A 13,214-nucleotide genomic window follows, 5' to 3' on the forward strand; every position below is an offset into this window, starting at 1 on the left:
CCCCTGCACGTCCCCACCCGGCCGCACTCGCGCCTGCACACCGGCGACACGACCGTCGCAGACGCAGGACGGCCGGTCCGGGGCCGTGCAGGGGAGTCCCCGCAGGACGACGAACACATACCCGGACCACTTCGCGTACCGGCAGAACGTTCGTCGTCTGAGGAGACGCCCCGGAGGGGCCCCGGACCCCACCACCGGCACATGGCGAACCCCGCGGGGGCACCCGCACAAACCCAGCCCGTCCGGCGCTTGAGGACGGAACCCCGCACCAAGGAACCCCGCACCACGGACCGGTCAAGCGCCGAAGCGGGCCCGCAGCTGGTACTTCAGGACCTTGCGGAGCGCCTCGTTGCGGGGCAGCGCGTCCACCAGTTCCAGTTGCTCCGGGAGCTTGTGGACCGAGAGGCCCTCGTCGCGCAGGTAGGCCGTCAGCTCGGGGAGGGTGAGGGGGGCGGCGTTCGGGGGCTGCTCCACCACCGCGCACACGCGTTCGCCGCGCGACTGGTCGGGAAGGCCGATCACCGCCGCGTCGCCCACGCCGGGGTGGCGGGCCAGGAGGTCCTCTATCTCCTTCGCCGAGATGTTCTCGCCCTTGCGGATGATGATGTCCTTCAGCCGGCCGGTGAGCACCAGGTGTCCGCTCGGCCTCACGTGTCCCACGTCGCCCGTGAGCAGGAAGCCTTCGGCGTCGAACGGGCTGGTGGAGGCCAGGTAGCCCTGGCAGACCGCCTCGCCCCGCAGCCGGACCTCGCCGTCGGTGCCGTACGGCAGCGGCTTGCCGTCCTCGTCGGTGATCCGGATCTCCATGCCCTCGGGCGGCCTTCCCTCCGTCTCGGCGAGGTGTTCCACCGTGTCGTCGGGGGCGCCCATCGTGATCATGGGGACCTCGGTCATGCCGTAGCCGTGGGTCAGCTGGACGCCCATCTCGCGGACCACCGCGTGGTAGATCTCCGGGGGCTTCGGGGCGCCGCCGCCCGCGAGGAGGCGGAGGGTGGGGATGAGCGGGGTGGACGGGTCCTTGCGCTGTTCCGTCAGGAACATGGCGTAGAAGGCCGTGGAACCGCCCGCGACCGTCACCCCGTGGCGCCGGTAGCCCGCAAGGGCGTCGGGCATCGCGAAGTGCTCGAACAGCACCGCGGGGAAGCCGTACAGCAGCAGCATCACGGAATAGTCCGGCCCGGCGACGTGGGCGAACGGGAAGGCCATCGAGCCGACGTCGTCCGCCGACAGGTGCAGGGCGTGGGCCAGGCAGGAGCCGCCCGCGATCAGGCTGCGGTCGGTGTGCAGGACGCCCTTGGGGTCGGAGGTGGTGCCCGAGGTCCAGTAGATCCAGCGCACCGTCGTGCCGTCGGCCGGCGGCGGGGGCAGGATCGCCGGGTCGGCGTCCGGGAGGGTGTCGTACGCCTCGAAGATCCGGGGCGGGTGTGCGAGGTCCGACGCCAGGCGGGCGGCCATCGCCGTGTGGTCGAAGCCGCGCCAGGTGCCCGGCACCGCGAAGTACTCCGCCTTCGACTCACGCAGTGCGAAGCCGACCTCGCGGTCGCGGTAGAAGGGGATGACGGGCGTCTGCACCGCACCGATCCGGGCCACTGCGAAGGACAGCAGCGCCGTCTCCAGCCTGGTCGGCAGCTGCCAGGCGACGACGGTTCCCGGGCGTACTCCCATGGCGTACAGGCCCGCAGCCACGCGTTCGGCCCGGGTGCGCAGTTCGCCGAAGGTGAGCGTGCGGTCGTCCTGGATCAGGAAGGGCCGGTCCGGCGTCAGGGCGGCCCGGCGTTCGATGAGCTCCCAGAAGGTGGCTGATGCACCCAGGGAGTGTGCGGTCTCGGTCACGGCGAACCCCTCACAGCTGACGGGTAGTCAGATCGTGCGGAGAGCGTAGAGCGCTGCGCCTTGTCGGTCCAGGGGTGCGGGGCTAGCCTGTGGTCGACGTCAATCTGACGGGTCATCAGAAAAGCGTGCGCCGAAGGGGACACCATGACGGAACTGCCTCGGATCGTCAGCGTCGACGACCATGTGATCGAGCCGCCGCACCTCTTCTCGACCTGGCTGCCCGCCAAGTACCGCGAGCGCGGACCGCAGCCCCTGACCGCGGGTATCGGTGAGCTGGCGTACACCGGCGGCAAGTACGTCATCACCATGGACCCGGACGGGCCGCCCACCGACTGGTGGATCTACGAGGACCTCAAGTTCCCGTACAAGCGGAACATCGCCGCGGTGGGATTCGACCGCGACGACATGACGCTGGAGGGGATCACCCGGGCGGAGATGCGGCCCGGCTGCTGGGATCCCGTCGAGCGGCTGAAGGACATGGACCTCAACCATGTCGAGGCGAGCCTCTGCTTCCCCACCTTCCCGCGCTTCTGCGGGCAGACCTTCGCCGAGGCCCACGACAAGGAGGTCGCGCTCGCCTGCGTGCGCGCGTACAACGACTGGATGGTCGAGGAGTGGTGCGGGGACAGCGGCGGCCGGCTGATCCCGCTGTGCATCATCCCGCTCTGGGACATCGATCTGGCCGTCGCGGAGATCAGGCGGAACGCGGCGCGCGGGGTGCGGGCGGTGACCTTCTCGGAGATCCCGACCCATCTGGGGCTGCCGTCGATCCACACCGGCTACTGGGACCCGTTCTTCGCCGTCTGCCAGGAGACCGGCACGGTCGTGAACATGCACATCGGGTCCAGCTCGCAGATGCCCGCCGCCTCGCCGGACGCCCCGCCCGCCGTCCAGGCCTCGCTCTCGTTCAACAACGCGATGGCCTCGATGATGGACTTCCTGTTCAGCGGGGTGCTGGTCAAGTTCCCGCAGCTCAAGCTCGCCTACAGCGAGGGGCAGATGGGGTGGATCCCGTACGCCCTGGAGCGCGCCGACGACGTCTGGGAGGAGCACCGGGCGTGGGGCGGGGTGCGCGATCTGATCCCCGAGCCGCCGTCCACGTACTACTACCGGCAGATGTTCTGCTGCTTCTTCCGCGACAAGCACGGTGTCGCGTCGCTCGACGTCGTCGGGCGGGACAACGCCACGTTCGAGACCGACTACCCGCACGTCGACTCGACCTTCCCGCACACCAAGGAGGTCGCGCTCGACCACGTCAAGGGACTGGACGACGAGACCATCTACAAACTGATGCGCGGGAACGCGATCCGGATGCTCGGTCTCGACCTGGACAAGTAGGCGCGTGCGTCATGGACCTTGCGTACACGGAGGAAGAGGAAGCCTTTCGGGCGCGGCTGCGGGAGTGGCTGGGCGCGGTGCTCCCCGGGCTGCCCGGCAAGCCGGACCCCGGTGACTGGCCGGGGCGGCGGGCGTACGACAGCGGGTGGCAGAAGCTGTTGTACGACGCCGGGTACGCGGGCCTGCACTGGCCCGCCGACGCCGGCGGCCGGGGCGCCACCCCCACCCAGCACCTGATCTTCCTGGAGGAGACGGAGCGGGCCGGGGCGCCCTACGTCGGGGCCAACTTCGTCGGGCTGCTGCACGCCGGGCCGACCATCGCCGCCGAGGGCACCGCCGCGCAGCGGGCCCGCTGGCTGCCGCCGGTGCTGCGCGGCAAGGAGATGTGGTGCCAGGGGTTCAGCGAGCCGGACGCGGGTTCGGACCTGGCCTCGCTGCGTACCCGGGCGGTGCGTGACGGAGACGACTACGTGGTGAGCGGGCAGAAGATCTGGACCTCGCACGCGGAGGTCGCCGACTGGTGCGAGCTCCTGGTGAGGACGGACCCGGCGGCGCCCAAGCACCGCGGGATCAGCTGGCTCGCCATGCGGATGGACGCCCCCGGCGTCACCGTACGGCCGCTGCGCACGCTCGCCGGGTCCACCGAGTTCGCCGAGATGTTCCTGGACGAGGTGCGGGTGCCCGTCTCGCACCGGGTGGGCGCGGAGAACGACGGCTGGCGGGTCACGATGGTCACGCTCTCCTTCGAGCGCGGCACCGCCTTCGTCGGCGAGGTCGTCGCCTGCCGCCGGACCCTGGACGCACTGGCCGCCGAGGCCCGCAGGAGCGGGCGCTGGGACGACGCGGTGCTGCGGCGACGGCTGGGCAGGCTCAACGCCGAGTTCCGCGCGCTGTGGCGGCTCACCCAGTGGAACGTCAGCGAGGCACAGAGCACCGGTGGCGTTCCGGGGACCGGGGGCTCGGTCTTCAAGCTGCGTTACTCGCATGCCCGCCAGGAGCTCTACGAGGCGGCGGCCGAGGTGCTCGGCGGGGGCGACGCCCTCGACCTGGACCGGGAATGGGTGCTGGACCGGCTGTCCTCGCTCTCGTACACGATCGCGGCCGGTACCTCGCAGATCCAGCGCAACATCGTCGCCGAGCGGATACTCGGCCTGCCGAAGGGGCGGTGAGCGGAGGGTGGACTTCCAGCTCTCGGAGGATCAGCGGGCCCTGCGGGCGGGCATACGGGACCTGCTCGCCGGCCGGTTCGGCAGGGACCGGATGCGGGCGGCGCACGAGAACGGCGGGGGAGTGGACCGGGCGCTGTGGCGGGAGCTCGGCGCGGCCGGGTTCTTCGCGCTGCGGCTGCCGGAGGAGGCGGGCGGGGTGGGACTCGGCCTGCCCGAGTCCGTCCTCCTGTTCGAGGAGGCCGGGCGGGCCCTGCTGCCTGGTCCCCTCGCTGCCACCCAGCTCGCCGCGGGCGCGGTGAAGGGGGCGGCCGAGGGCGAGGCCGTGGTGGCGCTGGCGGAGGCGGGACGGCCCGTGGGGCACCTGGAAGGGGCCGATGCGCTGCTGGTCCTGGACGGCGACCGGACGAGGGTGGTGACCGGCGCGGTGCTGCGGCAGGTGGTGGACGAGGCCAGGCCCGTGCGCTCGCTCGACCCGGGCACGCCGCTGTGGCGGGTGCCGGACCTCGCCTCGTACGGCGGTGAGCCGCTGGCCGACGGGGCACGGCTTCGGTGGGAAGGCGCCTTGCTGACCGCGGCCGAACAGCTCGGCAGTTCGACCCGCAGCCTGGAGACCGCGGTCCAACACGCCGGTGAACGGGAACAGTTCGGAGCGCCGATCGGGGCCTTCCAGGCGGTCAAGCATCTGTGCGCCGGAATGCTGCTGCGGTCCGAGCCGGCCCGCAGCGCCGTCTACGCGGCCGCCGTGACCGCGGACCCGGTGGAGGCCGCCGGGGCCAAGCTCCTCGCCGACGAGGCCGCCGTCGACAACGCCCGCGACTGCCTCCAGGTGCACGGCGGTATGGGCTTCACCTGGGAGGCGGACGTACATCTGCGTCTCAAGCGGGCCTGGCTGCGGGCCGGGCAGTGGGTGACGGCGGCGGATGCGGAGGAGGCGCTGGCGGCCGATCTGGGATGAGGCGGCACAGGTGGTTGGTGAGTGCACGCATGTGACGCGACGGACCCCTGAGGTTCACGCTGCGGAGTGACGCAACGCAGTCGGTGCGTGCCGATACCGGCTTGTGTCCTTTGCGTGATTCGTCACGGGGTGGAGTCGGCGCCGGGCTCGGGTACGCTCCGTTGGATGCGAGTGGTTCTGGAACCTGGCGATCCGGATGTGGCCTGTGCGGCGACTCCGGTCCGCGAGAGGTGCCCTGCTCGTGATCCACACGGAAGCGCCGGGCCTGCCGGGGAAACGATTCCCGGGGCCGTGAAGCGCCTCTGTTCGACTCCCCGCAGAGCGCGTCGCACAGTATGCACCACGCGTACTCCTTCGCGTTGGAATATGCCCGAAGCGCTTGTTGCGGTGACTGTACGTCAACCATGCTGTCTCGTAGGGGAATCACGTTCCGTGACCCTGAGGAGGCGCGAGGCGATGTGTCCGCCGGTTCGGATGGTGTGAGCGGTGCAGGTGCTTCAGGTTCAGTTGGAGGTCGGGCCCGACCCCGCGGAGGTCGGACGGGCCCGCAGATGGGCGCGTTCGAGGCTCGTCGGGTCCGGGATAGGAGACGACGAGCCGCTGGCCGAGACGCTCATCCTGCTCATCTCGGAGCTCGTCACCAACGCGGTCGTGCACACCGGCTGTCCGGCCGTGCTGCGCATGCTGTTCGGCTCGACGGGGGCCCCGGGCAACGCGGGGACAGTCCGGGTCGAGGTGGCCGACACCAGCTGCCGCCCGCCGCAGCAGCGGCACGCGGAGGGCGAGGACACCGGCGGCCGGGGGCTTGAACTGGTCGACGGCCTGGCCGACCGCTGGGGCTGGCAGCCGGAAGGCGCGGGCAAGCGGATCTGGTGCGAGGTCGACCGGGGCATCCCGCTGATTCAGGTGCAGCTGCAGCCCGGCCCGCACGGAGCGGGCGCGCAGACCGCCCCCGAGTGCGACGGCTCGGGTCATGACGCCGACGGACGCGGTGCGGGTATCGCGTACGAGTCCTCGCACGCCGGTATCCACCGCCCCTGAGGGCTGTCCCGTAATCCGTGGCGGATCGGCGCGCGGCGTCGGATGCGGTGCATCGCAAGGCGGAGGGGCGTCCGCATCCCGGATGTATTCGGCCGTTCCGGCAACGCGGCGAGGTGCCGTAGCTGTCGTCGTGCGCCCGCCAGGGATTACGGGACAGCCCCTGGCATCGCCGCCGCGCACGGGGACGCCCGCCGCGTATCGGGCCCCCGGCGTGCGGCAGCGGCTCAGAGGACGGCGACCGGGGCGACCGGTGTACCGGTGGCGCCGACGAAGGGCTCCGGCATGGCGGAGAGCAGGAAGGCGTAGCGCCCCGCGTCCGCACAGGCCGTGGACAGGCCCTCCAGGTTCCAGTTCTGGCCCTGGAGCATGCCCATCTCGACCAGATCGAGTGCGTGCACGCCCAGCCACAGGTCCTCGATCTCCGGCGGGAAGATCTCGAAGGTCAGCGTGTCATTGGCGACCGCGGCCACATCCCGGGCCCGGAACCACTCCGGCGTACGGATCGACAGACCCGGTGACGGATACCCGTAGGCGTTCTTGTCCCCGGAGAGATACACCTGTACCTGTCCCGTCCGTACGAGGACGATGTCCCCGGACCGTACCCGTACACCGGCCAGCTCCTCGGCCGCTTCCAGGTCCTCGGGGGTGACCGCGTGGCCGCCCAGCAGCCGGTCCACGCCGTGGCTGCGCGCCACGTCGAGGAGGATCCCGCGCGAGACGATGTGCGGCGCCTTGTCGATGCCGCTGAACTGTGCGCCGCCGTGGGCGGTGATGGTCGCGGCGGGGCGGCCGTTGTAGATCTTCCCCGAGTGCGAGGCGTGGGTGAGCGCGTCCCAGTGGGTGGCGGTCTGGAGGCTGAGGACCGCGGTGTCGTCGCTGGTGGCGACGGTGCCGGGGCCGAAGAGCTCCTGGTTGATCTGGACCATGGTGTGCAGCGGATTGACCCGCCCCGGGATCAGTCCGTTCTGTACGCCGTCCTGCTGGAGCGGGAGCGCGAGGGGAATGCGTCGGCCGCTGCGGACGGTGGCCGCGGCCTCCCGTACGACCTCGTCGGTGATGAGGTTGAGCGTCCCGATCTCGTCGTCTGCTCCCCAGCGACCCCAGTTGTTCACGCGCTTGGCGAGGTCGTGGAACTCGGCCGGCAAAGACATGGCGCCTCCTGGGGCTTGTGCCGGTGGACCTGATGACCCATAGAATCTAACGGTCCGTCAGAAACCGCGGGAAGGGGCCGGGCATGGGGAACTTCTTGGCAGGCAAGGTGGTGGCCGTGACGGGTGCCGGGCGCGGCATCGGGCGGGCCGTCGCGCTCGCCGCGGCGGCCGAGGGGGCGCGGGTCGTGGTCAACGACTACGGCGTCTCCATCGAGGGAGGTGAACCCGCCAGCGAGATAGCCGAGTCCGTCGTCAAGGAGATCGTGGCGGCGGGCGGCGAAGCGGTCGCGGTTGCGGACGACATCTCCACCATGGCCGGAGGCCAGCGGGTCGTGGACACCGCGCTCGCGGAGTTCGGCCGGATCGACGGTGTCGTCTGCGTGGCCGGCATCCTGCGCGAACGCATGCTCTTCAACATGTCCGAGGCGGAGTGGGACCCCGTGGTCGCCACCCACCTCAAGGGCACGTTCACCGTCTTCCGGGCGGCCTCGGCGGTCATGCGCAAGCAGGAGGGCGCCGGCACGCTGATCGGCTTCACGAGCGGCAACCACCAGGGCAGCGTGGCCCAGGCGAACTACAGCGCGGCCAAGGGCGGCATCATCTCGCTGGTCCGCAGCGCGGCGCTGGGCCTGCACAAGTACGGCGTCACGGCGAACGCGGTCGCGCCGGTGGCGCGTACCCGGATGTCCGCGAACGTCCCCATGGAGCTCAAGGAGATCGGTGAGCCGGAGGACGTGGCGGCGCTCGTCGTCTACCTGCTCAGCGACCGGGCACGGGCCGAGAAGATCACCGGCCAGGTCTACACGATCGCGGGCCCGAAGATCGCGGTCTGGGCCCAGCCGAGGGAGCTGCGCGCGGGCTACGCGGAGGGGGCGGCGTGGACACCGGAGCGGATCGCGGACTTCCTGCCCGGGACGGTGGGCACGGACCCGATGCCGATGCTGGCTCAACTGGAGGAAATGGCGGCGGCGGCGAAGGCCGCGGCCGCCGGGGCGCGGCCGAACGCGTAGCCGGGTGAGCCTTCCCGCTCCGGGGCGGGCGCCCGTGAGCCTCCCCGCTCCGGCAGCGGGCGCCCGCTGCCGCCTTTGCAGGGCGGGGGTTCCTCCTGCGGGGTGGGGTGCCCGCCGTGCCCCTCTCCGCGGGGTGGGGGGTGCCTGCCGTGCCCCTCTCCGCGGGGTGGGGGTGCCCGCCGAGCCCTTGGGGTGGGTGCCGCCCGTGACTCCCCTGCAGGGTGCGAGGTGCATCCTCAGCCCCTCGGGCGATTGAGGAGCGGGGGTGCGGGGGCGGAGCCCCGTTACCGGGCGCGCGGGCTCGTCGCCGGGGCTCCGCCCCGGACCCCGGTCCTCAATCGCCGGACGGGCTTGATTTGGGCGTCGCCCTCGAAGCCGGGCGGCCCCGAAGGTGAGTCGGAGTGACAGGAGCCCGGGCCCCGGGCCCGGGAATTCAGGGAACACCACCGCCGAGCGCGTGCTCGGCCTACCGAGGGAGCCGAGATGAGAGGCGTCGTCTTCGACGGCAAACGGACCGAGGTCGTCGACGACCTGGAGATACGCGACCCCGGCCCCGGCGAGGTGCTGGTGGCCGTGGCCGCGGCCGGGCTCTGCCACAGCGATCTGTCGGTGATCGACGGGACGATCCCGTTCCCGCTGCCGGTCGTGCTCGGGCACGAGGGCGCGGGCGTGGTCGAGGCGGTCGGCGCGGGCGTGAGGCATGTCGCGCCGGGCGACCACGTGTCCTTGTCCACGCTGGCCAACTGCGGCGCGTGCGCGCAGTGCGACCGGGGCCGGCCGACGATGTGCCGGAAGGCGATCGGAATGCCGGGGCAGCCGTTCTCGCGCGGCGGGAAACCGCTGTACCAGTTCGCGTCCAACTCGGCCTTCGCCGAACGGACTCTGGTCAAGGCCGTGCAGGCGGTCAAGATCCCCGAGGACCTGCCCCTGACCTCGGCCGCCCTGATCGGCTGCGGGGTGCTGACCGGGGTCGGAGCCGTACTGAACCGGGCCGGGGTGGACCGCGGCGAGAGCGTCGTCGTGATCGGCACCGGCGGCATCGGGCTCAACGTGATCCAGGGTGCGCGCATCGCCGGCGCGCTGACGATCGTCGCGGTCGACTCCAACCCGGACAAGGAGGCGGTGGCCCGGCAGTTCGGTGCCACGCACTTCCTCACATCGGCCGAGGGGGTCAAGGAGATCCTGCCGCACGGCGCCGACCACGCCTTCGAGTGTGTGGGCCGCACCGAGCTGATCCGTACCGCGATCGATCTGCTGGACCGGCACGGACAGGCGATCCTGCTGGGCGTACCGGCGGCGACGGCCGAGGCGTCGTTCCTCGTCTCGTCGATGTACCTGGACAAGTCGATCCTGGGCTGCCGCTACGGCTCCTCGCGCCCGCAGCGTGACATCGCGCTGTACGCGGAGCTGTACCGGGAGGGCAGGCTGCTGCTGGACGAACTCGTCACCGAGACCTACCCGGTGGAGGACTTCGCCAAGGCGGCGGACGACGCGCACCACGGGCGGGTGGCCCGGGGGGTGCTGGTGTTCTGACGGGCGGGCCCGGCGGCGGACCCGCGCCTCAGACCCGGTCCGTCTCCGTCGATCGGAACGTCCGCCGGTACACCGTCGGTGACACCCCCAGTGCCGCCTGCAGGTGCTGCCGCAGCGAGGTGGGGGTGCCGAAGCCGGCGTCCCGGGCGATCCGGTCGATCGACAGATCGGTGGACTCCAGCAGGTGACGGGCCCGTTCCACCCGCTGCCGGGTCAGCCACTGGACCGGGCTGACCCCGGCCTCCTCGCGGAACCGCCGGGTGAACGTCCGTACGCTCATCGACTCCTGCTGCGCCATGTCGCGCAGCAGGATCGGCGACTCCAGCCGTCCGAGCGCCCAGGCGCGGGCGGTGGTGGTGGCCGAGGCGCCCGTGTCGGGGACCGGGCGCTGGATGTACTGCGCCTGACCGCCGTCGCGGTGGGGCGGTACGACCGTGCGCCGGGCGACGTCGTTGGCGACGGCGGTGCCGTGATCGCGGCGCACCATGTGCAGGCAGAGGTCGATGCCGGCGGCCACCCCGGCCGACGTCAGGACGTCGCCGTCGTCGATGAACAGGACGTCGGGGTCGACCCGGACGGCGGGGAAGAGCTTCTGGAAGTGGTCGGCGGAGGACCAGTGGGTGGTCGCCGGGCGCCCGTCGAGGTATCCCGCGGCGGCGAGGACGTAGCTGCCGGTGCAGATGGAGACCATCCGGGTGCCCGGCCTGATGTGGGCGAACGCAGCCGCGAGTTCGTCCGTCAGCCGGCCCTCGGTGTAGACGGGGCCGAGCTCGTGACTGGCGGGGATCACCACGGTGTCCGCCGTGGCGAGGGCCTCCGGGCCGTTCTCGACGGCGATCGCGAAGTCCGCGTCGGTGCTGACCGGGCCCGGCGGACGGACGGAGCAGGTCACGACTTCGTAGAGTTTGCGGCCCCGGTTCGGCCGCTCGGAACCGAATGAACGGCCGAAAATCCTTTGGGGGATGCCCAGTTCGAAGGGGAGCAGCCCATCGAGGGCGAGAACGACGACCCGGTGCGGCACGGTACGGACTCCCTTCGGCACTAGCTGGTATAGACCATAAGCTGATACATGTCATCGGTGTGAAGGAAAAGTCAGCAGACCTCGCAGGCATTCCCGCCGCGGACCACGAAGCCGCTTTGCGCGATTCGCCACCCTTGTCACCCTTGCCTCTTGGGCCGGACCCGCTCTGGAACCGGAACTTCCGGCTCTTCTTCGTCGCCCGGACCGCGGCGCTCTTCGGCGACGGAATGATTCCGGTGGCGCTCACCGCGGGGCTGCTGGGGGCCGGGCGGCCGCACTCCTCGGTGGGGTTCGCGCTGGCGGCCTGGATGGGGCCGCTGGCCCTGTTCGTCCTCTTCGGCGGCGTCCTGGCGGATCGTTTCACCCCACGCCGGATGATGATCATCGCGGATGCGCTGCGGCTGATCGGCGCCTCCGTGCTCGCGGTCTCCTTCGCCGTCGGCAACCCGCCGCTGTGGGCGGTGTACGCGCTGAGCGCGGTGGCCGGTGTGGGGGCGGCGCTCTTCCAGCCGGGCGTCGCCTCGACCACGCCGCGGGTCGCGACGGACGTGCAGCGCGGCAACGCGGTACTGCGGGTCTCCGAGGCGCTGATGACCATGGCGGGACCGGCGTTCGCGGGAGTGCTCGTCGGGCTGGCGAGCGCCGGGGCGGTCTACGCGGCGAACGCGACGACGTTCCTCGTCTCCGGCATCTGCCTCTTCCTGCTGAAGCTCGCGCCCGCCCCGTCGGACGAGGCACCGCGCGGAACGTTCGTCGCGGAACTCGTCGACGGGTGGCGCGAGTTCAGGGCGCGCAGCTGGCTGTGGGGAGTGATCGCGATCTGGACGGTGTACGGCTTCACCGTGCTCGGTCCGATGCTCCCGCTCACCGCCGTCGAGGTCACCGAGGCGCACGGTTCGGGGACGTACGGCGCGATGATGGCGGTGAACGGCGCGGGCAGTGTCGTCGGCGGCCTGCTGGCCCTGCGGCTGAGGCCGCGCCGCCCGCTGGCGGCGGGCGCCGTCGCCCTGGCCGGGGTCTGCGTGAACCTGGTGGTGCTGGGGCTCGGGCTGCCGGTGCCGGCCCTGGGGGCGGGGCAGTTCGTGGCGGGCGCGGCCTTCGCGTTCTGGCTGGTGATGTGGTCGACGACCGTCCAGACGCACGTGCCGCCGGAGGCCCTGAACCGGCTGCACGCGTACGACGTGGCCGGCTCGCTGCTCATGCTGGCGGCGGGCCGCGCGCTGGCGGGGCCGGTCGCGGACCGGGTGGGCGCCCCCGAGGTGCTGCTCGCCGGTGCGGTGATCAACATGCTGGCGGTGGGCGTGCTGCTGGCGGCCCGGCCGATCCGGCGTCTTGAGCGGATCGGGTGAGCGGGAGCGGCCGAAGTGGACCCCGGGCCCGGGCCGTTGCGGCGGGAGCGGCCGTACTGGCCGTCGTGGCCGGGCTCGGGGTGCGTACCGTGGCCGACGGTGCTGTCGCCAAGTACGCCGGGGACGCGCTCTACACCGTCCTGATCTGCGCGCTCGTCGCGCTGTGCGCACCCCGCGCACGCCCCCTCGCCGTGGCCGGGGCCGGGCTGGGGATCAGCTGGGCGGTCGAGCTGCTCCAGCTCACCGGGGTCCCGGCAGAGCTCTCCCGGCACAGCGCGGTGGCACGACTGGTGCTCGGATCGACGTTCAACGCACCTGATCTGTTCTGGTACGCGGTGGGGGCGGCCGCCGCCTGGGCGGCGCACACGGCGGCTACTTCGCGCGGGACCGGTCCTCGGACTGCTGCATCTCGATGACGCGGAGGACGTGTGCGCTGGTCTGCCGGCGCACACTGCCCGCGACGAGCAGCGCCGATCCGGCCACCGAGAGGGGCGCGGAGAGGGCCAGGAGGATCAGCTGCTTGGGCATCGTGCTGTCCAGCTCGCAGACCGACGACGCGCGGAAGCAGTACAACGTGTCGTCCTGGTCCCACAGCAGGAAGCCCAGCCACACCCACAACACGCAGGCGACGAGAAGCAGAACGGCACCCCAGCCCTGCATCAGCGCGGACTTGTGGTGGAAGTGCTGGCGTTCGACCCACTGCATGAGAACCCCCGGGGACGTGGACGAAGCGGCGTGGACGCGTACGCACGCACCGTGCGCGGCGCGCCCGGCCGCCGATCGACGCAGATCGTACGCGCATGGGGGCGGCCGG

12 protein-coding genes are annotated in these 13,214 nt (G+C 71.7%); 8 read left to right on the plus strand and 4 right to left on the minus strand.

What is annotated here, in order from left to right:
• Window positions 1–294: 294 nt before the first annotated feature.
• The gene (locus tag ABT025_RS09675) at window positions 295–1,833 is read right to left on the minus strand and encodes a class I adenylate-forming enzyme family protein (RefSeq protein WP_350991793.1); all 1,539 of its coding nucleotides are present in this window, start codon (window positions 1,831–1,833) and stop codon (window positions 295–297) included.
• 144 nt (window positions 1,834–1,977) lie between these two features.
• On the opposite strand from ABT025_RS09675, the gene ABT025_RS09680 reads away from it, so the two are divergent.
• The 4 genes from ABT025_RS09680 to ABT025_RS09695 all read left to right on the plus strand — a co-directional run bounded on the left by ABT025_RS09680 (window position 1,978) and on the right by ABT025_RS09695 (window position 6,336).
• On the plus strand, window positions 1,978–3,171 hold the full coding sequence (locus tag ABT025_RS09680) for an amidohydrolase family protein (protein ID WP_350991795.1): 1,194 nt from the start codon (window positions 1,978–1,980) through the stop codon (window positions 3,169–3,171).
• Between the two features lie 11 nt (window positions 3,172–3,182).
• Window positions 3,183–4,340 (plus strand): acyl-CoA dehydrogenase, encoded by a 1,158-nt coding sequence (locus ABT025_RS09685; protein WP_350991797.1) that lies wholly within the window; start codon window positions 3,183–3,185, stop codon window positions 4,338–4,340.
• Window positions 4,341–4,347: 7 nt separating this feature from the next.
• Window positions 4,348–5,295: an acyl-CoA dehydrogenase family protein gene (locus ABT025_RS09690; RefSeq protein ID WP_350991799.1), complete on the plus strand. Its 948-nt coding sequence runs from the start codon at window positions 4,348–4,350 to the stop codon at window positions 5,293–5,295.
• 486 nt (window positions 5,296–5,781) lie between these two features.
• Complete coding sequence (locus tag ABT025_RS09695) at window positions 5,782–6,336, plus strand: ATP-binding protein (protein ID WP_350991801.1); 555 nt, start codon at window positions 5,782–5,784, stop codon at window positions 6,334–6,336.
• 224 nt (window positions 6,337–6,560) lie between these two features.
• Here ABT025_RS09695 and ABT025_RS09700 read toward each other — a convergent pair whose 3' ends face one another.
• Window positions 6,561–7,487 (minus strand): cyclase family protein, encoded by a 927-nt coding sequence (locus ABT025_RS09700; protein WP_350991803.1) that lies wholly within the window; start codon window positions 7,485–7,487, stop codon window positions 6,561–6,563.
• 83 nt (window positions 7,488–7,570) lie between these two features.
• Between ABT025_RS09700 and ABT025_RS09705 the strand changes: the two genes are divergently transcribed.
• Together ABT025_RS09705 and ABT025_RS09710 are read left to right on the plus strand one after the other, a co-directional pair.
• The gene (locus ABT025_RS09705) at window positions 7,571–8,497 is read left to right on the plus strand and encodes an SDR family oxidoreductase (protein ID WP_350991805.1); all 927 of its coding nucleotides are present in this window, start codon (window positions 7,571–7,573) and stop codon (window positions 8,495–8,497) included.
• Window positions 8,498–8,980: 483 nt separating this feature from the next.
• Window positions 8,981–10,030 carry a Zn-dependent alcohol dehydrogenase gene (locus ABT025_RS09710; RefSeq protein ID WP_350991807.1) on the plus strand — a complete coding sequence of 350 codons (1,050 nt, stop codon included), beginning with the start codon at window positions 8,981–8,983 and terminating at the stop codon, window positions 10,028–10,030.
• 28 nt (window positions 10,031–10,058) lie between these two features.
• On the opposite strand, the gene ABT025_RS09715 is transcribed toward ABT025_RS09710, so the two are convergent.
• The gene (locus ABT025_RS09715) at window positions 10,059–11,051 is read right to left on the minus strand and encodes a GlxA family transcriptional regulator (protein ID WP_350991809.1); all 993 of its coding nucleotides are present in this window, start codon (window positions 11,049–11,051) and stop codon (window positions 10,059–10,061) included.
• Between the two features lie 143 nt (window positions 11,052–11,194).
• On the opposite strand from ABT025_RS09715, the gene ABT025_RS09720 reads away from it, so the two are divergent.
• Both ABT025_RS09720 and ABT025_RS09725 read left to right on the plus strand, forming a co-directional pair.
• Window positions 11,195–12,400 (plus strand): MFS transporter, encoded by a 1,206-nt coding sequence (locus ABT025_RS09720; RefSeq protein WP_350991811.1) that lies wholly within the window; start codon window positions 11,195–11,197, stop codon window positions 12,398–12,400.
• Entirely contained in the window at window positions 12,397–12,816 is a 420-nt protein-coding gene (locus tag ABT025_RS09725; protein ID WP_350991816.1) for a ribosomal maturation YjgA family protein, read from the plus strand. The genes ABT025_RS09720 and ABT025_RS09725 overlap by 4 nt, the downstream gene beginning before the upstream one ends.
• On the opposite strand, the gene ABT025_RS09730 is transcribed toward ABT025_RS09725, so the two are convergent.
• Window positions 12,773–13,105 carry a hypothetical protein gene (locus tag ABT025_RS09730; RefSeq protein ID WP_350991819.1) on the minus strand — a complete coding sequence of 111 codons (333 nt, stop codon included), beginning with the start codon at window positions 13,103–13,105 and terminating at the stop codon, window positions 12,773–12,775. The genes ABT025_RS09725 and ABT025_RS09730 overlap by 44 nt on opposite strands.
• Between the last annotated feature and the right edge of the window lie 109 nt (window positions 13,106–13,214).

The sequence above is a fragment of the Streptomyces sp. NPDC002809 genome (genome assembly GCF_040295435.1).
In the GTDB taxonomy this organism is placed as follows: domain Bacteria; phylum Actinomycetota; class Actinomycetes; order Streptomycetales; family Streptomycetaceae; genus Streptomyces.